22 protein-coding genes and 1 tRNA gene are annotated in these 19,805 nt (G+C 51.2%); 18 read left to right on the forward strand and 5 right to left on the reverse strand.

Going from position 1 to position 19,805, the window contains the following annotated elements; genetic code table 11:
• Positions 1-26: 26 nt before the first annotated feature.
• The 4 genes from tkt (at position 27) to QZJ86_RS02980 (ending at position 4,374) form a co-directional block, all read left to right on the forward strand.
• Positions 27-2,039, forward strand: a complete 2,013-nt coding sequence (gene tkt, locus QZJ86_RS02965; protein WP_301936211.1) for a transketolase — start codon at positions 27-29, stop codon at positions 2,037-2,039.
• Between the two features lie 76 nt (positions 2,040-2,115).
• Complete coding sequence (locus QZJ86_RS02970; RefSeq protein ID WP_301936294.1) at positions 2,116-2,394, forward strand: hypothetical protein; 279 nt, start codon at positions 2,116-2,118, stop codon at positions 2,392-2,394.
• Between the two features lie 81 nt (positions 2,395-2,475).
• A complete protein-coding gene (locus QZJ86_RS02975; protein ID WP_301936295.1) occupies positions 2,476-3,846 on the forward strand; it encodes a hypothetical protein in 1,371 nt (456 codons plus the stop codon).
• A 180-nt stretch (positions 3,847-4,026) separates the two neighbouring features.
• The gene (locus QZJ86_RS02980) at positions 4,027-4,374 is read left to right on the forward strand and encodes a DUF2782 domain-containing protein (RefSeq protein WP_301936297.1); all 348 of its coding nucleotides are present in this window, start codon (positions 4,027-4,029) and stop codon (positions 4,372-4,374) included.
• A 55-nt stretch (positions 4,375-4,429) separates the two neighbouring features.
• Here the strand turns inward: QZJ86_RS02980 and QZJ86_RS02985 are convergent, their stop codons facing one another.
• Positions 4,430-4,831, reverse strand: a complete 402-nt coding sequence (locus QZJ86_RS02985; protein ID WP_301936299.1) for a hypothetical protein — start codon at positions 4,829-4,831, stop codon at positions 4,430-4,432.
• Between the two features lie 273 nt (positions 4,832-5,104).
• Between QZJ86_RS02985 and QZJ86_RS02990 the strand changes: the two genes are divergently transcribed.
• Together QZJ86_RS02990 and QZJ86_RS02995 are read left to right on the forward strand one after the other, a co-directional pair.
• Positions 5,105-5,335 (forward strand): hypothetical protein, encoded by a 231-nt coding sequence (locus QZJ86_RS02990; RefSeq protein ID WP_301936301.1) that lies wholly within the window; start codon positions 5,105-5,107, stop codon positions 5,333-5,335.
• 13 nt (positions 5,336-5,348) lie between these two features.
• Positions 5,349-6,080, forward strand: coding sequence for a pteridine reductase (locus tag QZJ86_RS02995; protein WP_301936303.1), 732 nt, complete (start codon positions 5,349-5,351; stop codon positions 6,078-6,080).
• Positions 6,081-6,084: 4 nt separating this feature from the next.
• Here the strand turns inward: QZJ86_RS02995 and folK are convergent, their stop codons facing one another.
• A complete protein-coding gene (gene folK, locus QZJ86_RS03000; protein ID WP_301936305.1) occupies positions 6,085-6,576 on the reverse strand; it encodes a 2-amino-4-hydroxy-6-hydroxymethyldihydropteridine diphosphokinase in 492 nt (163 codons plus the stop codon).
• A gap of 2 nt (positions 6,577-6,578) precedes the next feature.
• Positions 6,579-6,932 carry a dihydroneopterin aldolase gene (gene folB, locus QZJ86_RS03005; RefSeq protein ID WP_301936307.1) on the reverse strand — a complete coding sequence of 118 codons (354 nt, stop codon included), beginning with the start codon at positions 6,930-6,932 and terminating at the stop codon, positions 6,579-6,581.
• Positions 6,933-7,019: 87 nt separating this feature from the next.
• Between folB and plsY the strand changes: the two genes are divergently transcribed.
• The gene (gene plsY / locus QZJ86_RS03010) at positions 7,020-7,592 is read left to right on the forward strand and encodes a glycerol-3-phosphate 1-O-acyltransferase PlsY (RefSeq protein WP_301936310.1); all 573 of its coding nucleotides are present in this window, start codon (positions 7,020-7,022) and stop codon (positions 7,590-7,592) included.
• A gap of 6 nt (positions 7,593-7,598) precedes the next feature.
• Here plsY and tsaD read toward each other — a convergent pair whose 3' ends face one another.
• Positions 7,599-8,609, reverse strand: coding sequence for a tRNA (adenosine(37)-N6)-threonylcarbamoyltransferase complex transferase subunit TsaD (tsaD, locus tag QZJ86_RS03015; protein ID WP_301936312.1), 1,011 nt, complete (start codon positions 8,607-8,609; stop codon positions 7,599-7,601).
• A gap of 103 nt (positions 8,610-8,712) precedes the next feature.
• Between tsaD and rpsU the strand changes: the two genes are divergently transcribed.
• The 11 genes from rpsU to QZJ86_RS03070 all read left to right on the forward strand — a co-directional run bounded on the left by rpsU (position 8,713) and on the right by QZJ86_RS03070 (position 19,135).
• Positions 8,713-8,946 (forward strand): 30S ribosomal protein S21, encoded by a 234-nt coding sequence (rpsU, locus tag QZJ86_RS03020; RefSeq protein WP_020483611.1) that lies wholly within the window; start codon positions 8,713-8,715, stop codon positions 8,944-8,946.
• Between the two features lie 9 nt (positions 8,947-8,955).
• On the forward strand, positions 8,956-9,405 hold the full coding sequence (locus tag QZJ86_RS03025; protein WP_301936314.1) for a GatB/YqeY domain-containing protein: 450 nt from the start codon (positions 8,956-8,958) through the stop codon (positions 9,403-9,405).
• Between the two features lie 15 nt (positions 9,406-9,420).
• Complete coding sequence (dnaG, locus tag QZJ86_RS03030; RefSeq protein ID WP_301936315.1) at positions 9,421-11,157, forward strand: DNA primase; 1,737 nt, start codon at positions 9,421-9,423, stop codon at positions 11,155-11,157.
• Positions 11,158-11,233: 76 nt separating this feature from the next.
• Positions 11,234-13,045: an RNA polymerase sigma factor RpoD gene (gene rpoD, locus QZJ86_RS03035; protein WP_301936317.1), complete on the forward strand. Its 1,812-nt coding sequence runs from the start codon at positions 11,234-11,236 to the stop codon at positions 13,043-13,045.
• 30 nt (positions 13,046-13,075) lie between these two features.
• Positions 13,076-13,152: transfer RNA gene (locus tag QZJ86_RS03040), tRNA-Ile, on the forward strand.
• A gap of 68 nt (positions 13,153-13,220) precedes the next feature.
• Positions 13,221-14,381, forward strand: a complete 1,161-nt coding sequence (gene metK, locus QZJ86_RS03045; RefSeq protein ID WP_301936319.1) for a methionine adenosyltransferase — start codon at positions 13,221-13,223, stop codon at positions 14,379-14,381.
• 17 nt (positions 14,382-14,398) lie between these two features.
• The gene (gene ahcY / locus QZJ86_RS03050) at positions 14,399-15,691 is read left to right on the forward strand and encodes an adenosylhomocysteinase (RefSeq protein ID WP_301936321.1); all 1,293 of its coding nucleotides are present in this window, start codon (positions 14,399-14,401) and stop codon (positions 15,689-15,691) included.
• A gap of 50 nt (positions 15,692-15,741) precedes the next feature.
• Positions 15,742-17,103 (forward strand): adenosylmethionine--8-amino-7-oxononanoate transaminase, encoded by a 1,362-nt coding sequence (locus QZJ86_RS03055; RefSeq protein WP_301936323.1) that lies wholly within the window; start codon positions 15,742-15,744, stop codon positions 17,101-17,103.
• Positions 17,103-17,831 (forward strand): 16S rRNA (uracil(1498)-N(3))-methyltransferase, encoded by a 729-nt coding sequence (locus QZJ86_RS03060; RefSeq protein WP_301936325.1) that lies wholly within the window; start codon positions 17,103-17,105, stop codon positions 17,829-17,831. Before QZJ86_RS03055 ends, QZJ86_RS03060 begins: the two co-directional genes overlap by 1 nt.
• On the forward strand, positions 17,828-18,751 hold the full coding sequence (locus QZJ86_RS03065; protein ID WP_301936326.1) for a CPBP family intramembrane glutamic endopeptidase: 924 nt from the start codon (positions 17,828-17,830) through the stop codon (positions 18,749-18,751). The genes QZJ86_RS03060 and QZJ86_RS03065 overlap by 4 nt, the downstream gene beginning before the upstream one ends.
• A 75-nt stretch (positions 18,752-18,826) precedes the next feature.
• The gene (locus QZJ86_RS03070) at positions 18,827-19,135 is read left to right on the forward strand and encodes a hypothetical protein (RefSeq protein WP_301936328.1); all 309 of its coding nucleotides are present in this window, start codon (positions 18,827-18,829) and stop codon (positions 19,133-19,135) included.
• Between the two features lie 83 nt (positions 19,136-19,218).
• On the opposite strand, the gene QZJ86_RS03075 is transcribed toward QZJ86_RS03070, so the two are convergent.
• Positions 19,219-19,590: a hypothetical protein gene (locus QZJ86_RS03075; RefSeq protein WP_301936329.1), complete on the reverse strand. Its 372-nt coding sequence runs from the start codon at positions 19,588-19,590 to the stop codon at positions 19,219-19,221.
• Positions 19,591-19,805: the final 215 nt, after the last annotated feature.

Raw genomic sequence — 19,805 nt, forward strand, 5'->3', positions numbered from 1 at the left:
AATAAGAAATCATAGGAGAACCAAACATGCCTTCGCGCCGAGACTTAGCGAACGCCATCCGCGCACTCAGCATGGACGCCGTACAGAAAGCCAACTCAGGCCACCCCGGTGCGCCGATGGGGATGGCCGACATTGCAGAAGTATTGTGGAACGATTTTCTGAATCACAACCCTAGCAACCCAAAATGGGCCAACCGCGACCGCTTCATCCTGTCCAACGGTCATGGCTCGATGCTGATTTATTCCTTGCTGCATTTGGCCGGCTACAATCTGCCGATCGACGAACTGAAACAGTTCCGCCAACTGCACTCCAAAACCCCAGGCCATCCTGAATACGGCTATACCGACGGCGTTGAAACCACCACCGGTCCCTTGGGACAAGGCATCACCAATGCGGTAGGTTTCGCTTTGGCGGAACGCACCCTGGCCGGCCAATTCAACCGTCCCGGACACGACATCGTCGATCACCACACCTACGTATTCCTGGGTGACGGCTGCCTGATGGAAGGTATCTCCCACGAAGCCTGCTCACTGGCGGGTTCCATGGGCTTGGGCAAACTGATCGCCTTCTACGACGACAACAACATTTCCATCGACGGCGAAGTGCGTGGCCACGGCAACGTCCACGGCTGGTTCCTGGATAACACCCCGAAACGCTTCGAAGCCTACGGCTGGCACGTCATCCCCAAAGTCGACGGTCACAACCCCGACGCGGTGAAAAAAGCCATCGAAGAAGCCAAAAAAGTCACCGACAAACCCAGCCTCATCTGCTGCCAAACCACCATCGGTTTCGGCTCGCCTAACAAACAAGGCAAAGAAGAATGTCACGGTGCCGCGCTGGGCGAAGCTGAAATTGCCTTGACGCGCGAAAACCTGGGCTGGCCGCATGCGCCGTTTGAAATTCCGGCCGACATCAAAGCCGGTTGGGATGCCAATGCCAAAGGCGCGCGCCTGGAAGCAGCCTGGAACGACAAATTTGCCGCTTACCAAGCCGCGCATCCTGAACTGGCTGCCGAATTCGTCCGCCGCATGGCCGGCGAACTGCCTGCCGACTGGGCCGCAAAATCCAACGCCTTTATCGCCGAAGTCAACGCCAAAGGCGAAACCATCGCCAGCCGTAAAGCCTCGCAAAACACCCTGAACGGCTTCGGTCCGTTGTTGCCGGAACTGCTGGGCGGTTCTGCCGATTTGGCCGGTTCCAACCTGACCCTGTGGTCCGGTTGCAAAGATGTCTGCGCCCCCGGTCATGACGGCAACTACATCTACTACGGCGTGCGCGAATTCGGCATGTCCGCGATCATGAACGGCCTGGTGCTGCACGGCGGCTTCAAACCTTACGGCGCCACCTTCCTGATGTTCAGCGAATATGCCCGTAACGCCCTGCGCATGGCCGCGCTGATGAAAGCCCCGACCATCTTCGTATACACCCACGACTCTATCGGTCTGGGCGAAGACGGCCCGACTCACCAACCGATCGAACAAACCGCCACCCTACGCATGATCCCCAACATGCAAGTCTGGCGTCCCTGCGACGCAGTGGAATCGGCCGTGAGCTGGAAAGCCGCCATCGAACGCCAAGACGGTCCCAGCACCCTGATCTTCTCCCGTCAAAACCTGCCGCACATGGCTCGCAGCCAGGCGCAGCTCGACGCGATCAGCAAAGGTGGCTACATCCTGAAAGACAGCGCCGGTACCCCGGATGCCATCATCATCGCCACCGGCTCCGAAGTCGAGTTGGCCGTGAAAGCGGCAGAAGCCTTAGAAGCTAAAGGCAAAAAAATCCGCGTGGTATCCCTGCCATCGACCAACGTCTTCGAAGCGCAAGACCAAGCCTACAAAGACAGCGTGTTGCCGCCTAGCGTGGCCAAACGCGTGGTGGTGGAAGCCGGTGTCACCGACAGCTGGTGGAAATATGCCGGTAGCGAGGGAAGAGTCGTCGGATTGGACCGTTTCGGCGAATCGGCCCCGGCCGGCCAGCTCTTCAAAGAGTTTGGCTTTACCGTGGACAATGTCGTCGCGAATGTGGAAGCTGTGCTTTAATTAGCACTATGTAACAGGCCTGCCGGTGTGTTTATCGGTGGGTCTGTCATTTAATCAATAGAGTAAGGTGGAAACCATGATGAACGCGCAATTGGTTAAGGGATTTTTAATGGGGTTTATATTAACGGCGTCAGCTGCTGCCGGTGCCCAAGAATATCCTGCAGCGGATTTTCAACCTAAGGTTCTCTACAGAGATTCGTCAATTGCAGAAGTGGCGCCGGCGAGTTCGCCAACCGCTGCCGCCAGCAATGCCAACGCGCCTTGCCCTCAAAAGCAAGAGTCCTCTGAGGTTGATGCAAAATATCCGGCCGCCAGCTTTCAGCCCAAGGTATTATTCAGCGCTGCAGGTTCGTAACACTTTATTAGGCGTTATCGCTAATTTGACGGACTAGTCGTTTAGACACATAACAATTATTACATTCAGGAGTATTCTCAAATGACAACAAACAGTTTGATGAATAGCTTATTCGGCTTTTTATTCGACAAACCAGTTGATAGCGCTAGTCGGTCGGAAGTTTATTCAGGTGTTGATAGCGGAGCGGGTCAACTGACCGGTGTGGCGCGTTATTTGCTGAAATTGGAGCCGCCAGCGCCGGAAGTTCAAGATGAGCTGGAAGGTTTGACCGGCGTGGCTAAATATCTGGCTTTGCAAGAGCAATTGGAAAGAGCCAAACAAGCAGCCGAACAGGCCGTTGTCGTTGAGCCGGTTGTCGAGGAAGCCTTAATTGAAGAAGTGATAGAGGAAGAGTTGCTTGAGAGCGAGCCAGTTCTGACTGGTGTCGATAAATATCTGACACAGCAACAGGCCAATCCGGTTACTCGGGTGGCTAAATATTTGATTAAACAGTCCATTTTGTCGAAAGATGCGCCGGTAACAGGTGTTTCGAAATACATCACAAAGAATGATCGCGAAGAGCATGCGGTCACAAATGTCGCGAAATATGTGATCAGGCAAAATCAGTTGGCAGGTACGACGCCGCTGGTGACGGGCGTGGCCAAGTACGTGTTGAAACAAGATGTGTTGGCAAAAGAAGCACCGGTGGCTACCGGTGTGAGTAAATATCTGACCAAACAGACCTTGCTGGCTAAAGATGCCCCGTTAGTCACAGGGGTTGCCAAGTATTTGGCGCAGCAAGAAAAGGTATTGAAAGAACAGGCTCCGCTGACAGGTGTTGCTAAATTTCTGGCGGAGCAGGCGGCGGCGGAAAGAAAGGCTGCTGCTGCAACCTTGGTTGCTCGATATGTCGAAGCAGAGATCAGATTGCAACAGGAAAAAGCGGAGGCGCAGTTGAAGCAAGAACAGGATACTCAGCAAGCACTTGCCGAGGAATTGGTGTTTGAAGGCTCGGCTGTGGAGCGTTATCTTGCCAGGCAGGCGGCATCGGCCGAATTGGCTCCAAAACCGACCGGCGTCGCGAAATATCTGGCCAGACAGTTGCAGTTGCAAAGTCAGATCGAGCCAATGACTGGTGTTGCCCGCTATCTTGCAAAGCAGGCGGTATTGGCAAGGCAGCAGCCGCCAGCTACCGGTGTGAGTAAATATCTGGCAAAACAACTTTTGGTACAAAAACCGGCGGCCGAACTCAGCTCTGTCAGTAGATATGTCATCAAACATGAATTGCAGGACAAAGACGCCAGGGAAGTGACTGGTGTTGCCAAATACGTGTCGAAACAGGGTACTTTAGCTAAGGACGCGCCAGCGGTATCCGGTGTGACTCGTTACATGGCAAAACAAGCTTTGCAACCCAAGGATGCTGTCGTGGCTAGAACCACGGGTGTCGAGAAATACTTACGTAAACAAGCGTAAGTATTTTCGATATAGAAACCGATATCTCTTGCTAGAGGTATCGGTTTTTTTATGGCCGGCTGTTTTTATTTCGGGTTAAGCGTCTGGTGGAAGCGCCGGCAGAACCCGGTATGGATTTATACGGTAGCGTTAAAACTGTATTATCATGGCTTACCATTATCAAATTTTGCAGGGATTTTAATGTCTCGACTATTTCGTTTTAGTCTGTTGCTGTTTTTGCCGGCCTTGGTCTCGGCAGCGGAGTCTGTACCCAATGAGCCGGCGGCGGTTCCCGAGCCGCCCGATTTACCTGCGCCGGTGCAATCCGGCGAAGAGATGGAGCCGGACATTACCATTATTCGTAAGGGCAAGGACACTATTCAAGAGTTTCGGCGTAACGGCAAGCTATACATGGTGAAAATCCAGCCTCAAATAGGGCCGGCCTACTATATGTTGGATACTAACGGCGACGGGGAAATGGATGTCAAGAAGAACGATTTGGACGAAAACACCAATATCAACAAGTGGATTTTGTTCGAATGGGATTAGACAGTCTGCCGCTCCAGACGCGGTCTTGGCTCGGAGCGGTTTTCGTTGAAAGGAGCTATTCGGATACCTTAAGTAGCCAGCCATCCTCTGCGTCGCATTTGCCGACTTTCGATTTCAAGCTGACCGAGATGCGGACGGTCGTACTTTTAATATCTTCCGGCAATTTGCCTTTTACCAAGTAAAAGGTGTCTTTATCCTCGATTGTGATCGGGATAGGGTGTTGTTTAATACTGACGTGAATGTGCCCAGGGCCATTGCTGCCGGATGCGGCAAATGAAAACTCCGAGCCAGGAGCCACAGTTGCTAAATGCTCAGGTTTAAAGCGGCTGATTTTAGCTCTTATACAGGCACCGTCTCCGCTGCCCCCGCCATGGCCGATGTGGCCTGTCGACTGCGCCCAAGTCAAGTTACAGAAGCCAAGTGCGCACAGGGCGGCAAGGGTTTTATAGGTTTGCACGGTTCTCTCCTTATCTATTGATCGCCAAACAATAACCGATTATATGTCTTAGAAGGGTGAGTTTGAAGCTCAAAAGAGATAATTGAGGCTGATGTTGTAATGCACTGAATTCATCGCCCGGTGCTGTTTGGGTTGATGTTTTTGGGTAATTTGATTACATTGAATTTTGCTTGATTGAGTCAAGCGCTAACAACTAAAAATAATCATGGGGGCGAGGGCGTTATGTATTTTTTGGCTAAATTATTCGGAATTTTGACGTTGGTGTGGTTTTACTTGACGGCAAAAAATCACAATGCGCCGTTGATCAATTGGTCTGTCATTGGGCTGGTCGGTTACTGGCTGACTTGGTGGCTGGCGAAATTTCTAATTCTGGAGCCGCTGGCGAAAATGGTTCCCAAGCACTCCATGATGGAAATGGCTCTGACTCAGTTGCCGGTTGTTTGCGCGGTGGCGGCCTGTGTTTTGATTCGCAAAAAATTGATTTCCAGCGTATCGGCTTCCTAAGTACGGCGTTGACATGTCCAGAGTGGCGCTTGTCACCGGTGCGGCCAAGCGAATAGGCGCTGCGTGCGTGCGCGGCTTGCATGCGGCAGGTTTCAATGTCGTGCTGCATTATCATTCGGCGGATCGGGAAGCCTCGTTATTGTCGGATGAATTAAATGCCTTGCGAGCCGACTCTTTGTTTCCGATTAAGGCCAATTTGTTGCAAATGGATCAAGTGCAGCATTTGGCTATCGAGGCTCAGGATGTCTGGGGCGGCATCGACGTTTTGGTTAACAATGCGTCCTCATTTTTCCCAGGGAGTATTGGTCAGGTCGATGAGCGAGACTGGGATAGCCTGGTCGGCAGTAATCTCAAGGCGCCGTTTTTTTTGTCTCAAGCACTGGCGCCGTCACTGTCAGAGCGTCGCGGTTGTATCGTTAATATTGTCGATATTCACGCCGAGACCGGCTTGCCCCGCTACCCTGTTTACAGTATCACCAAGGCGGGATTGGTGGCGATGACGCGTTGTTTAGCCAAGGAAATGGCGCCGGATGTCCGGGTAAATGCCGTGGCGCCGGGTGCGATCTTATGGCCGGCGCAAGATGCGGGCGCGGAGGGGCAGTTGGAAATTCTGAAAAAAGTGGCTTTGCAGCGTTGTGGCAGCGCCGATGATGTTGCCAAGGCTGTGAAATTTTTGGTGGAGGATGCCGATTATATTACTGGGCAAGTGATCACCGTCGATGGCGGTAGGACGCTGTTCCGTTGATGTATCAGGGTGTCGCCGGGCCGAGTCTAGTTTGCTGCAAGTCTTGCTTGTCAAAATCTTGCCAGAGCTTTTCGTAGCTGATTTTGCTGATTGGGTGCAGTCGTTGCGGGGCGATTTCCGCTAAGGGCTCCAGTACGAACGCATAACGTTCGATTTCGTCTCTCGGAATTTGCAAGCGACCGTCGCGGATAATTTCGTCACCATACAGAATTAAATCCAGGTCCAGCGTTCGGGCCGAGAATTTTTGACTATCTCGGCTGCGGCCGTGGTCCAATTCGATCTGTCGCAGTTGCTTTGCCACCTCTTTAGCCGGCAATTCCGAGTCGAACTGCACGACTAGGTTATAAAAGCTGTCGCCGACAAAGCCCATTGGTGCGCTTTCGTAGATGCTGGAGATGACTAGTTCCCCGAACAGGGCGCGCAAGGCTTGCAGGCTTGATGGAACATGAATTTCCTTATCTATATTGCTGCCGATGCTGATAAATCCGGTAGGCATGGTTATCTTTTGCCGCGTTCGATGATGATGCCGACGTCGCGGGCACGGCTGATGGCGCCTTTTTTGTTGAGGGTGATTTTTACCCAGGGAATCGCAAATTCGCTGCGTAAAATTCGGGCAATTTCTTCAATCAATTTTTCCACCAAGTAAAATTCGCTGTGTTCGACAAATTCGACAATCCGGTCGGAAACGGTTTTATAGTCCAAGGCGTGAGCGATATCGTCGCTGGCGGCAGCTTTTTGGATGTCGAAGCTCATTTCGATATCCAGGATAATTTTCTGTTTGATCTTCCTTTCCCAATCGTAAATCCCTATCACGGTATCGATTTCGAGTCCGCCTAAAAAGATGATGTCCATCGTGATTTTCCGGTTATTATATTTCTGAGAAGCGGCAGTATCGAGTAAATAGCGCCGCGGTACAAGTATTGACGAGAGGTTGATTAAATGATGGATTGGTGGTTGGTGCCTTTGGCCTATTTAACCGGATCGGTGTCGAGCGCGATTATTGTCTGCAAAATGATGGGGCTGGCCGATCCGAGGGAAAACGGTTCCGGGAACCCAGGGGCTACCAATGTCATGCGTATCGGCGGCAAAAAGGCGGCGGCTATTACCTTGGCTGGGGATGCGTTAAAGGGCTTGTTGCCGGTATTGCTTGCCAAGGCGCTCGGCGTTGATACTCTGGTGTTGTCGGCGGTGGTTTTCGCGGCATTTATCGGGCATTTGTATCCGGTTTTTTTCGGCTTTAAAGGTGGCAAGGGTGTGGCGACGTCGTTTGGCGTTACATTAGGGGTTGCCTGGCTGTTGGGTCTGGCGGTGTCCGGTACTTGGTTTGTGGTCTATAAAATAGGCAAGATTTCGTCGCTGGCCGCCTTGGTCGCGGCAACTTTGACGCCTTTGTATGTTTGGTTGATTGTCGGCGACGTGAATCTGACGGGTATTTTTATTGTCATTTCACTGATTCTGTTATGGCGGCATAAAAGCAATATCCAGCGTTTACTGGCCGGGCAGGAATCGTAGACTTTTTCAGAGGCTCGGCAGCTGATTCATCGGCCAGCGCGGTCGGGCAAAAATTTCCAGATTTTGTGTTTGACCGGCCAATAGTCTTTGGCAGCCGGCGTAAGCGATCATTGCGCCATTGTCAGTGCAGAACTCCGGGCGGGGGAAATATATTTCCGCGCCTTCTTTGCTAGTCATTTGCTGCAATTGCCGACGAATTTCCTGGTTCGCGCTGACGCCGCCTGCTACGACCAATGTTTTGAGTTGGGTTTGCTGCAAGGCGCGTTTGCATTTGATGTTGAGTGTTTCGGCTACGGCGCGCTGAAAGGCGAAGGCGATATCGGCTTTGTCTTGCGCGGTTTGCTCGGTGGCATGCAGCGCGTTCAGCGTAAAGGTTTTTAGGCCGCTAAAGCTGAATTCCAGTCCAGGGCGGTCGGTCATTGGGCGTGGAAATTTGAAGCGATCTTGGCCGCGACTGGCAAGTTCGGCAAGTTTTGGGCCGCCAGGGTAGTCGAGTCCTAGCATCTTGGCGGTTTTGTCGAAAGCCTCGCCGGCGGCGTCGTCCAGCGATTCGCCGAGCAAGTGGTATTTGCCTATCGCCCGAACTTCAATAAGCATGGTGTGGCCGCCGGAAATCAGCAGTGCGACGAATGGGAAAGCGGGCGGCCGGTGTTCCAGCATCGGCGCCAACAAATGGCCTTCCATATGATGCACTGCGATAGCGGGAATCTGCCAGGTCCAAGCCAGGCTTCTGGCGGTGGCGGCGCCTACCAATAAGGCGCCCATCAAGCCGGGGCCGGCAGTGTAAGCGATCCCGTCAATGTGATTCGGCTGTAAATCGGCATCGGCCAAGACCGATTTGATTAGCGGCACCAGCTTGCGAATGTGGTCGCGTGAAGCCAGTTCGGGGACGACGCCGCCGTATTCGCTGTGGGTGTGAATTTGACTGTATAAAGTGTGGGCAATTAAACCCTTGGTGGCGTGGTAAACGGCGACCGCCGTTTCGTCGCAAGAGCTTTCTATGCCTAAAACGTACATTAGTTTTTGAATAAAAATATTTTATGGGTATAATCGAGCGTTTTCGGTGGGCTTGATTCGCCCATGGCTTCATAAGATACTAACATAAATCGGATTATTGATAATGCCATCAGTTAAAGTTAAAGAGAACGAACATTTTGACATCGCGATTCGTCGCTTCAAACGTGCTTGCGAAAAAGCAGGCGTTTTGGCGGAAGTGCGTCGCCGCGAGTTCTACGAAAAACCAACTACCGAACGTAAACGTAAAGGTGCTGCTGCGGTTAAGCGCCATTTGAAAAAATTGGCTCGCGAGCGATATGCATTGAAAAACTTGCGTCGCGGTCGTCCACAAATTTAAGGCGTTTAAATGGATGCGTTAAAAGAACGTATCAGGGACGATATGAAAGCCGCAATGAAAGGCGGCGACAAGGCTAGGCTCGGTGTGATTCGGATGATTCTGGCTGCTATCAAGCAGGTGGAGGTCGATGAGCGTATCGAATTGAGCGACGAGCGCGTGATTGTGGTGCTCGATAAGATGCTGAAACAGCGCCGCGAGTCGATCAAGCAATTCCGCGACGCTAACCGCAACGATCTGGCGGAAATCGAAGAGGCTGAAGTATTGGTCATTCAGGATTTTCTGCCGCAGCCGTTGACTGATGCGGAAATCGATGCCATGGTTGCCGAGGCGGTAGCCGAGGTGGGTGCGACATCGGTTAAAGACATGGGTGGTGTGATGGCTTTGCTTAAGCCAAAAATGCAAGGTAGGGCTGACATGGCGAATGTCAGCTCAAAAATCAAGGCCTGTTTTATCGCCTAATATCTTGTCGGTAGCATGTCCGGCAGGATACCTCGTCAGTTTATAGATGATCTGTTGGTGCGGATCGATATTGTCGATTTAATCGATTCGCGCGTTCCTCTTAAAAAATCCGGCAGCAATTTCACGGCGCGCTGCCCGTTTCATACCGAAAAAACCCCCAGTTTTTCAGTCAATCGCAGTCGGCAGATTTATCATTGCTTCGGTTGCGGTGCCAGTGGTAATGCCATCGGCTTCTTGATGGAGTTTAATCATCTTGGCTTTGTCGAGGCGGTTGAGGACTTGGCGGCTTTTGCCGGCGTAGATGTGCCAAGGGAACTGGTCGATAGCGGAACAGCGGGGGCGGATAGAAAAAACGTATCGCATGTCTATGATGTGTTGGCTGGCGTGGCGGTATTTTACGCCGAGCAATTGCGAGCTAATGCTGAGGGGCGCCGGGCGGTAGAGTATTTGAAAACCAGGGGTGTCAGCGGCGAGGTGGCTAGGGACTTTTTGCTGGGTTACGCGCCGGATAAGTGGGATGCGTTGGTGGCGCGTTTTGGTCGAGAAGAGCTGATCGAGGCGGGTATGCTGGTGGTCAAGGAAGACGGTAAGGCTTACGACCGCTTTCGAGGGCGCTTGATGTTTCCAATTCGCGATAAGCGTAAGCGCGTAGTCGGTTTTGGCGGGCGAGTGTTGGATGATTCGCTGCCTAAATATCTCAATTCGCCCGAGACAGCGGTGTTCTCTAAGAGTAAAGAACTTTATGGGCTTTACGAGCTTTTAGAGCGAAATAGCAAGCCGGAGCGGATATTGGTGGTGGAAGGCTATATGGATGTGATTGCCTTGGCTCAATTCGGTATCTCCAATGCGGTGGCAGCGTTGGGCACTGCGACTTCGAAAACTCAAATCGATTTATTGTTTCGATTTACCTCCGAATTGGTGTTTTGTTTTGACGGCGACAATGCCGGGAGGCAAGCGGCTTGGAAGGCGGCCGAGGCGGCATTGCCTTGTTTGCGAGACGGACGGCAAATCAAGATTATGTTGTTACCGCAAGGTCACGATCCCGATTCTTTGCTGCGTATGGAAAATTTATCTCCTTTCATGGAACGAATCCGTTCCGCACAGGTCTTGTCCGATTACTTTTTCGAGAATATTGCCGGTGTTTTGGATTTGACAACGGTAGAAGGGCGATCGCAATTGTTGGCTACGGCTAAGCCGGCTCTGGAAAAAGTGCCAGCAGGTTTTTTTCGGGAAATGATGTTTGCCCGCTTGCAGGAGTTAACGTCGACTCGAGTGGTTGTGGATGTTGCTGAAAATCAGACTAGACTTAAGTCCAAATTTAATAGCGGTAAATCCACGCAATCGCCAAGAGTGAGTTTGACACGCAAGGTCATCGCGCTGTTATTACAGCATCCGCATTTGGCAAGTTTGGTTGAGCGCCAAGGTGTGCGGCTTGATGAATTGAGTTTTGCCGGTATAGAGTTACTGAGGGATATTTTGCGGCTGATTGCCCTTGAAAAACCTGAAAATAGTGCCATTTTATTGGAAGCTTATAGAGGATCGTCTCAGGAAAAAGCCGTGAAAGCTCTGGTAAGCCTGGAATTGGGCGTGCCGGCTGGAGGAGAGGAAGCTGAGTTTTGCGGCGCGTTACAGCAACTTTGCAAGCAGGCTAAGGAGGCTATGCTAAACCGCTTGATCGAGAAGGAAGGTCGAGAAGGTTTGATATTTGAAGAAAAAGAGGTGCTGCGGAAACTGTTAAGGGATAAGACCTAGGTGACCGCATTATATTTTATCGTTATAATTTCCTGTTCTGCGGCGCTTGGTGCTGAAAACGTATTGTGAGTAAAGAATGAATCAAGAACAACAGCAATCCCAACTTAAACAACTGATAGCAAAAGGTAAAGCGCAGGGTTATCTGACCTATGCGGAAGTTAACGACCATTTGCCAAGCGACATCATTGATCCCGAACAAATCGACGATATCATCGGTATGATCAATGACATGGGGATTCAGGTCTACGAAGTGGCGCCGGATGACGACGACTCCTTGATTACCTCGGATGCCGTTGTGACTGCCGATGACGACGAGGAAGTGGCCGAGGTCGCGGCGTTGGCGTCTGTCGATAGCGAGTTTGGCCGTACTACCGATCCGGTGCGTTTGTATATGCGGGAAATGGGCTCTGTCGAGCTGTTGACGCGCGAGGAAGAATTAAAAATTGCCAAGCGGATCGAAGAAGGGCAACGGCAAGTGGTCGGTGCGATAGCGCGGTCCGGTTTCATCGTAGAGTCATTTATCGATGCGTTCGACTCGGTGCAGCACGAAGATTCTGGTGTCAGGCTGAACGATTTGGTGTTGGGCTTCGTTGATTTGACAGAAGTCGAAGAGCTTGAAGTTAGTGGTGTCGAGATTGAAGAGCCCGCCGATGACGCGGAAGAAGAAAGCAAGACGGTCGATTACGAAGAGGTCAAGCAAAAGGTAGATCTTCTCAGAAAGACTTTAAAAACCGCGGTGGCTGCCGTCAAAAAACATGGCTATGGTCATGATAAGGCTGAAAAATTGTTCGATGCGCTTGATGAAATATTTTGCGAATTTAAATGGACTCCGCCGTATTTGAAAAAAATGGTTTCCGTTTCCGAAGAGTTGATTGCAGCCATTCGCGAAGAAGAGCGATTTATATTGGATGTTTGCGTCAAGAAAGCAAAAATGCCGCGTAAAGATTTTATTAATGCTTTTGCGGAGAATGAAGCTAATCTCGATTGGTTGGAGCAGTTTGTCGCTAGTCACCCCAATTATGCGGTGGCGTTCGGTGATTATCGTGATCAAATCAAGGGCGCGCAACAACGATTGGCAGAGATTGAGTCGCGCTACGGCTTGAGTATTGCGGTTTTGAAAAGTATTTGCCGGAATATTTCCCTGGGCGAGGCCAAGGCAAGACGCGCTAAAAAGGAAATGATTGAGGCAAACTTGCGCTTGGTGATTTCGATTGCTAAGAAATATACCAACCGAGGCTTGCAATTTCTGGATTTGATACAGGAAGGCAATATCGGATTGATGAAGGCGGTCGATAAATTCGAATATCGTCGCGGTTACAAATTTTCGACTTACGCGACTTGGTGGATTCGGCAGGCGATCACTCGTTCCATTGCTGATCAGGCTAGAACCATTCGGATTCCAGTGCACATGATCGAGACCATCAATAAGCTGAATCGCGTCTCCAGACAGATTTTGCAAGAGTTGGGACGCGAGGCAACGCCGGAAGAGTTGGCTGAGCGTATGGAAATGCCGGAAGATAAAATTCGCAAAGTGTTGAAGATTGCCAAGGAGCCGATATCGATGGAGACGCCGATAGGCGACGACGAAGATTCGCATTTGGGAGATTTTATCGAAGATTCCAAGATGCTATCGCCTGTCGAATCTGCTACAATCGCCGGTCTGCGTGAGTCTACCCAGAATGTATTGGCGGGATTAACTGCAAGAGAAGCTAAAGTGTTGCGGATGCGCTTCGGTATTAATATGAATACCGATCATACGCTGGAAGAAGTTGGCAAACAGTTTGATGTGACCCGTGAGCGGATCCGTCAGATCGAAGCGAAAGCGCTGCGGAAATTAAGACATCCGTCCCGATCCGAACAGTTGAGATGCTTTCTCGACGGCGAATAACACGCTGCATTTTCGTAGACCAGATATTGCGGGCCCTTAGCTCAGTTGGTTAGAGCTTCCGACTCATAATCGGCAGGTCGTAGGTTCAAGTCCTACAGGGCCCACCACAGATACTAGGCCGTTTGCGCGGCCTTTTTTTATATACGCAAGTTTTTCTTTTGGCGAGGGTACAACCGTGAATAAAAACTACCTTTTTACATCTGAATCGGTTTCGGAAGGACATCCGGATAAAGTTGCCGATCAAATTTCCGACGCTGTTGTCGATGCATTGCTGGCCCAAGACCCACGTTCCAGGGTGGCTTGTGAAACTTTGGTCAAGACCGGTATGGTAGTGCTGGCTGGCGAAATTACCACCAATGCTTGGGTGGATACCGAGGAACTGGTCAGAAAGGTTGTTTGTGAAATCGGTTACGATCACGGCGACATCGGTTTCGATGGCAATAGCTGTGCGGTGTTGAATGCCATTGGTAAACAATCGTCCGACATCGCGATGGGTGTAGACGAGTCGGAAGATCACGAACAAGGTGCCGGTGACCAAGGGTTAATGTTCGGTTATGCCAGCAACGAAACCGATGTATTGATGCCTGCTCCGATTACCTACGCGCATCGTCTGGTAGAAAGACAAGCCCAAATTCGCAAAAACAAAACTCTGCCTTGGTTGCGCCCGGATGCGAAAAGCCAGGTGACTTTCCGCTACGAAAACAACAAGCCGGTCGCTATCGACGCCGTGGTTTTGTCTACTCAGCATTCGCCGGAAGTCGGCGGCAAATTGTTGGAAGAAGCGGTGATGGATGAAATCATTCTGCCGACTTTGCCAAAAGAATGGTTACATAAAGATACCAAATATTTCATCAACCCGACCGGTCAGTTCATCATTGGCGGTCCTGTGGGCGACTGCGGCTTGACCGGCCGTAAAATCATCGTCGATACCTACGGCGGCATGGCGCGTCACGGCGGCGGCGCATTTTCCGGTAAAGATCCGTCAAAAGTCGATAGATCGGCAGCCTATATGGGTCGTTATGTGGCGAAAAACATCGTTGCCGCCGGTTTGGCAGAACGTTGCGAAATTCAAGTCTCTTACGCGATTGGCGTTGCCGAACCGACTTCGATCACCATCGAAACCTTTGGTACCGGTAAGATCGACGAAGAACGCTTGGTGCGGATCGTGCGCGAACATTTTGATTTGAGACCGAAAGGCTTGATCGCACAATTGGGCTTGTTGAAACCGATTTATCGTGCGACTGCGGCCTACGGCCATTTCGGTCGTAACGAAGCCAGCTTCAGTTGGGAAAAAACCGACAAGGCCGAAGCCTTGAAAGACGCTGCCGGCGTTTAATAGAAAAGGAAATTATTATGAGTCAAGCCGATTACAAAGTCGCCGATCTGTCGCTGGCAGAATGGGGCCGTAAGGAAATCAATATCGCCGAAACCGAAATGCCGGGCCTGATGGCCTTGCGTGCCGAATATGGCGCCCAACAACCGTTGAAAGGCGCACGCATTGCCGGTTGTTTGCACATGACCATCCAAACCGCGGTGTTGATCGAAACGCTGACCGCGTTGGGTGCCGAAGTGCGCTGGTCATCCTGCAACATCTTTTCTACCCAGGATCACGCGGCGTCCGCGATTGCCGCTGCCGGTATTCCGGTATTTGCCTGGAAAGGCGAAACCGAGGAAGAAGCGGAATGGTGTATCGAACAGACTATTATTGGTCCCAACGACTGGCGCCCGAACATGATTCTGGACGACGGCGGCGACCTGACCGTGATGATGCATCAGAAATTCCCAGAGCTGATGGCGGATGTCAAAGGTTTGTCCGAAGAAACCACCACCGGCGTGCTGCGTCTGTACGACATGGTGAAAAAAGGCACTCTGAAAGTGCCGGCTTTCAATGTCAATGATTCGGTGACCAAATCCAAATTTGATAACCTTTACGGTTGCCGTGAATCCTTGGTCGACGGTATTAAACGTGCGACCGATGTGATGATCGCCGGTAAAATCGCCGTAGTCTGTGGTTACGGTGATGTTGGTAAAGGTTGCGCGCAATCGCTGCGCGGTTTGGGCGCGACCGTCTGGATCACCGAAATCGATCCGATCTGTGCCCTGCAAGCGGCGATGGAAGGTTACCGCGTGGTGACGATGGAAGAAGCGGCGCCGATTGCCAATATCTTCGTCACCGCGACCGGCAATTTTGGCATCATCACTCATGAACATATGAAAGTGATGCGCGATCAAGCCATTGTCTGCAATATTGGTCACTTCGATGCGGAAATTGAAATCGCGTCCTTGCGTCATTACACCTGGGAGAACATCAAGCCGCAGGTGGATCATGTGATTTTCCCGGACGGCAAACGTATCATCGTGTTGGCGGAAGGTCGTTTAGTGAACCTGGGCTGTGCGACGGGTCATCCTAGTTTCGTGATGTCCAATTCTTTCTGTAACCAAGTGTTGGCGCAAATCGAGCTTTGGAACAATGCTGCTAGTTACGAGAATAGGGTTTACATTCTGCCGAAGCATCTTGACGAGAAAGTCGCGCGTTCGCATCTGGCGCAGATTGGCGTGAATCTGACACAATTGACTGCGGAACAAGCTGCATATATCAATGTGCCGGTCGAAGGTCCGTACAAACCGGATCACTATCGCTACTAAGCGGTCAACCATCCGAACAAAGGGGCGTAAGCCCCTTTTTTGTGCAAGTTATGAATAATCAAGCTTTTGTGCAACGCGATTTAGCCGTTCTCTGGCATCCCTGTAGCCAGATGAAGGATTACGATCCCGCCGGCGGCAGTTTGCCGTTGATTCCGATCAAATCCGCTAGCGGCGTTTGGTTGGAGGATTTCGAAGGCAATCGCTATTTGGATGCGATTAGTTCCTGGTGGGTGAATCTGTTCGGCCATGCTAATCCTATTATCAATCAGGCGCTAAAGGATCAACTCGAAACGCTGGAGCATGTGATTCTTGGTGGCTTCACCCACGAAGCGGCCGTCACGCTGGCGGAAAAACTGGTGGAAATCACGCCGCCGGGCCTGGACAAATGCTTTTATGCCGACAATGGCTCTTCCGCTATCGAAGTGGCGTTGAAGATGAGTTTTCATTATTGGCGTAACCTCGGTCAATCCCAAAAAACCAAATTCATCACCTTGGAAAACAGCTATCACGGCGAAACCTTAGGTGCGCTGGCAGTCGGCAACGTGGCGCTATACAAGGAAACCTACGCGCCATTGCTGATGGATGTGATCACCGTTCCTAGCCCGGATTGCTTTTACCGCGAGGCCGATGAAAGCTGGGAAGATTATTCGATTCGCCGCTTTGTCGACATGGAGGAGGCGCTGGCCCGACATGGTGAAGACGTGTGCGCGGTGATCGTCGAGCCGCTGGTGCAGTGTGCGGGCGGCATGCGTATGTATCATCCGGTGTATTTGAGAATGCTGCGTGAGGCTTGCGACAAATACGGCGTGCATCTGATCGCCGATGAAATCGCCGTGGGTTTTGGCCGTACCGGAACCTTGTTTGCTTGCGAGCAGGCTGGGATTAGCCCCGATTTTCTCTGTTTGTCCAAAGGCCTGACCGGCGGCTATTTGCCGTTATCGGCGGTATTGACCGCCAATACGATTTATCAAGCATTCTACGATGACTACCAAAATCTCACCGCGTTTTTGCATTCGCACAGTTATACCGGCAACGCGTTAGCTTGCCGGGCGGCGCTGACCAGCATCGAAATTTTTCAAACTCAGGATATATTGGGCCGTAACCGCCAGTTGGCGGCGGTAATGGCTAAAGCGGTCGAACACTTTAATGAACATCCCCATGTTGCCGAAGTGCGGCAAACCGGTATGATCGTCGCGATCGAACTGATTAAAAACAAACAAACTCGGGAAGCCTTCCCCTGGCAGCAGCGACGAGGTTTGAGCGTGTATCGATATGCCTTGAGCCGCGGTGTGTTATTGCGGCCGTTGGGTAATGTCATTTATTTCATGCCACCCTATGTCATCAATGAACAGGAGATACAACTGATGGCCGATGTCGCTTGGCAGGGCATCCAACTGGCGGTGCAAGACTGATGCGCGTGTCCCGCTTGTATGTCGCTGTGCCGTTAAATGTCGGCAGCCGCGTTGAATTGGATGACGATGCTGCCCATTACCTGCGTAGCGTACTGCGTTTAAAGCAAGATCAGACTATCGTATTATTCAATGGCCAAGGCGGCGAATATCTGGGGCGATTTAGTGAAGTCAGCCGGAAAACGGTACGGGTCGAGATCGAGCGGTTTGTCGATCGCAACGTTGAATCGCCGCTAGGAATCACATTGGGTTTAGGCATTTCGCGCGGCGACCGGATGGATTGGGCGGTACAAAAAGCCGTGGAACTGGGGGTCACTCAACTGACGCCGCTGGTCACCGAACGCTGCGTGATCAAGTTCCACGACGATAAGAAGCATCAGCGTCTGCAGCATTGGCAACACATCGTCCAGCACGCCGCCGAGCAATCAGGACGCACGCGCTTGCCAGTGCTGAGCGAGATTGCCGATCTGGAGCACTGGGTCAGTCTGCAGCGGGATTTAAAGGTTTTTCTCGACCCGTACGCCGAACAAGCCTTGACCGACTTGCAACCCGAACACAACCACGTCACCCTGTTGTCCGGTCCGGAAGGGGGCTTTAGCGAACAGGAAAGGCAAATCGCCAAAGCCGCTGGATTCGTACCGGTGCGGATGGGCGCTCGCATCTTGCGAACTGAAACCGCAGTGTTGTCGGCATTGACTGCGGTACAAACCTTATGGGGGGATTTTAATTGATACGATTTGCTGTCTACGCACTGGCGCCGCTGGCATTGCTGGTTACCCTGGCCGCCGGCGCCAGTCTTTTGGACAACGGTTTATTGCGATTAACCGGGGACATCTTGCCGCTCCACAAACTCATCAGTAAAACCACGCTAGTTTTGCTGATCCTTAGCGTTTTTCCGCTGAAAAGGCGTTTGCATTTCAGTTGGACTGACTTAGGATTTGCGCCCCGCGCGGTATTTTTTAGGCAAGTATGGCGAGGCCTGCTGCTGGGTTTGGTGACATTACTGCCGGTGTTGTTAGCCTTGTATCTCTTGGATGTCCATGTTTGGGACAGTACCCGGCATTGGACGGCCGGTAAAGTTTTAGAAAAAGTAGGATTAGGTTTGTTCTTCGCCATGTTGATCGCGGTGGGTGAAGAATTGTTGTTCAGAGGTATGTTATTGAGCATTTTCCGTCGGAAAATGCCGCTCGGTATTGCGATAGTGCTGTGCTCGGTATATTTTGCCGCCTTGCATTTTTTAAAGCCGTCGTCGCATATAGCCTACGCCGAATTGGAATGGGACAGCGGTTTTCAATTGATGATGGAGGCCTTTGCGAACTGGTTGAATCCTGCGATATTGAGCTCTTTTCTGGCGTTATTGATGGTTGGCGTCTTTTTAGCCGTGCTGAGGAGCCGGGTACCGCAAAGCCTGGGTTTGTGTATCGGTTGCCATGCCGCTTGGGTTTGGCAGATCAAAATCAGCCGGGATTTATTCAACGTCAATTTGCAGGCCGATTTTCTTTATCTGGTTAACACATATTACGATGGCGTAGTCGGGCCATTGGTGACTGTTTGGTTGGCGTCGGCATTGCTGGTTTATTGGCTGTGGTCCAGATGTCGGTATACGGCATCATGCCGCGGCGGCGAAACTAAAGCAGGGTCGGCGGCTTGAAAAAACCACTGCAAGATACCATGGTGTTTTGCAGTATTTCCCATCATTTCGAGTGCATTACAAGAGGGCATTATCATGCGCAAAATTAAATTGAATACTCCCGTTCTGCTAGTAACGTTAATGGCGGCCGGTTGTGCTAGCGAGCCAGCGGCGCCGGTTAAGCCTGCCGCGGATAAAATTTTGTCCGGCGAGCAAATGTTACGCGATAGCCAGGGTATAGCCCAATTAGGCAGCCGTTGGCAGGAAGGCAAACAAATGATGGAACGCGGTCAAACGATGCAGCGCGATGGCCAGGCAAAAATCGACGAAGGCCGTAATCTGGTCGAGGAAGGCCAAAAAATCATGCGTGAGAGTGAAGAGGGCTATAAGAACATTAAACAGTAATGTCGGTTTGATGACCGGGCGCTTACATTGTCAGCGTACCGGTTTTCCCTATTAAGCTGGGAAACGAGTTATCTTCCAAGTTTTTAATCGCGGGCTGGCTGAAGAATAGGCAAGGGTACAGCGCTTTGTTTTAATTCATGCCCTCGTATAGCTTTGAATTTTTGTTTTGCGCGCCAACGATAGCCGTGGCTTGGGTTTTTTGACCCTGGAATGGTAAATTTCCAGACATTCGATTTGAGTATTGCTGCAAAAAACGCACAGTTTAGCGTCTCCCAGAACTTCCAATTCATCAGCTGAAATATGATCGCCGCATCGCGAGCAATAGCTGGGCCGAGTTGCTGACGGTTCCATGTTTCTCCCCCTCTTTTGTGCGAATAGGCTGTCGAGGATAAACGCAATATGCAACGCTTTTTGTCGGAACATCGACATTTTTCGATGATGTTCCGATAAGACATTGTGATAAAGTCCAAAGTTTAGATATTTGCAGCGGGAATGCCGCGGTGGCGACGCAAAGCCGAAACACGCTGAAAACAGTCGGTAGGGGGAGTAGGCTTCCTGGCTAACAACTCAAGCGCCCCTCCGAATGGACTTATTGTAATAGAAAGTTGTTTTCGCAATCGAGAATTTGCAAACAAGTTTGCCGCGTAATCAATGTTGTGCGACCCCATGG

The organism is Methylomonas montana (genome assembly GCF_030490285.1).
In the GTDB taxonomy this organism is placed as follows: domain Bacteria; phylum Pseudomonadota; class Gammaproteobacteria; order Methylococcales; family Methylomonadaceae; genus Methylomonas; species Methylomonas montana.

Coding starts and splice junctions, on each gene's coding strand:
- tkt (WP_301936211.1), top strand. CDS start 27: ATGCCTTCGCGCCGAGACTTAGCGAACGCCATCCGCGCACTCAGCATG.
- QZJ86_RS02970 (WP_301936294.1), top strand. CDS start 2,116: ATGATGAACGCGCAATTGGTTAAGGGATTTTTAATGGGGTTTATATTA.
- QZJ86_RS02975 (WP_301936295.1), top strand. CDS start 2,476: ATGACAACAAACAGTTTGATGAATAGCTTATTCGGCTTTTTATTCGAC.
- QZJ86_RS02980 (WP_301936297.1), top strand. CDS start 4,027: ATGTCTCGACTATTTCGTTTTAGTCTGTTGCTGTTTTTGCCGGCCTTG.
- QZJ86_RS02995 (WP_301936303.1), top strand. CDS start 5,349: ATGTCCAGAGTGGCGCTTGTCACCGGTGCGGCCAAGCGAATAGGCGCT.
- folK (WP_301936305.1), bottom strand. CDS start 6,576: ATGCCTACCGGATTTATCAGCATCGGCAGCAATATAGATAAGGAAATT.
- folB (WP_301936307.1), bottom strand. CDS start 6,932: ATGGACATCATCTTTTTAGGCGGACTCGAAATCGATACCGTGATAGGG.
- plsY (WP_301936310.1), top strand. CDS start 7,020: ATGATGGATTGGTGGTTGGTGCCTTTGGCCTATTTAACCGGATCGGTG.
- tsaD (WP_301936312.1), bottom strand. CDS start 8,609: ATGTACGTTTTAGGCATAGAAAGCTCTTGCGACGAAACGGCGGTCGCC.
- rpsU (WP_020483611.1), top strand. CDS start 8,713: ATGCCATCAGTTAAAGTTAAAGAGAACGAACATTTTGACATCGCGATT.
- QZJ86_RS03025 (WP_301936314.1), top strand. CDS start 8,956: ATGGATGCGTTAAAAGAACGTATCAGGGACGATATGAAAGCCGCAATG.
- dnaG (WP_301936315.1), top strand. CDS start 9,421: ATGTCCGGCAGGATACCTCGTCAGTTTATAGATGATCTGTTGGTGCGG.
- rpoD (WP_301936317.1), top strand. CDS start 11,234: ATGAATCAAGAACAACAGCAATCCCAACTTAAACAACTGATAGCAAAA.
- ahcY (WP_301936321.1), top strand. CDS start 14,399: ATGAGTCAAGCCGATTACAAAGTCGCCGATCTGTCGCTGGCAGAATGG.
- QZJ86_RS03055 (WP_301936323.1), top strand. CDS start 15,742: ATGAATAATCAAGCTTTTGTGCAACGCGATTTAGCCGTTCTCTGGCAT.
- QZJ86_RS03060 (WP_301936325.1), top strand. CDS start 17,103: ATGCGCGTGTCCCGCTTGTATGTCGCTGTGCCGTTAAATGTCGGCAGC.
- QZJ86_RS03070 (WP_301936328.1), top strand. CDS start 18,827: ATGCGCAAAATTAAATTGAATACTCCCGTTCTGCTAGTAACGTTAATG.
- QZJ86_RS03075 (WP_301936329.1), bottom strand. CDS start 19,590: ATGTCTTATCGGAACATCATCGAAAAATGTCGATGTTCCGACAAAAAG.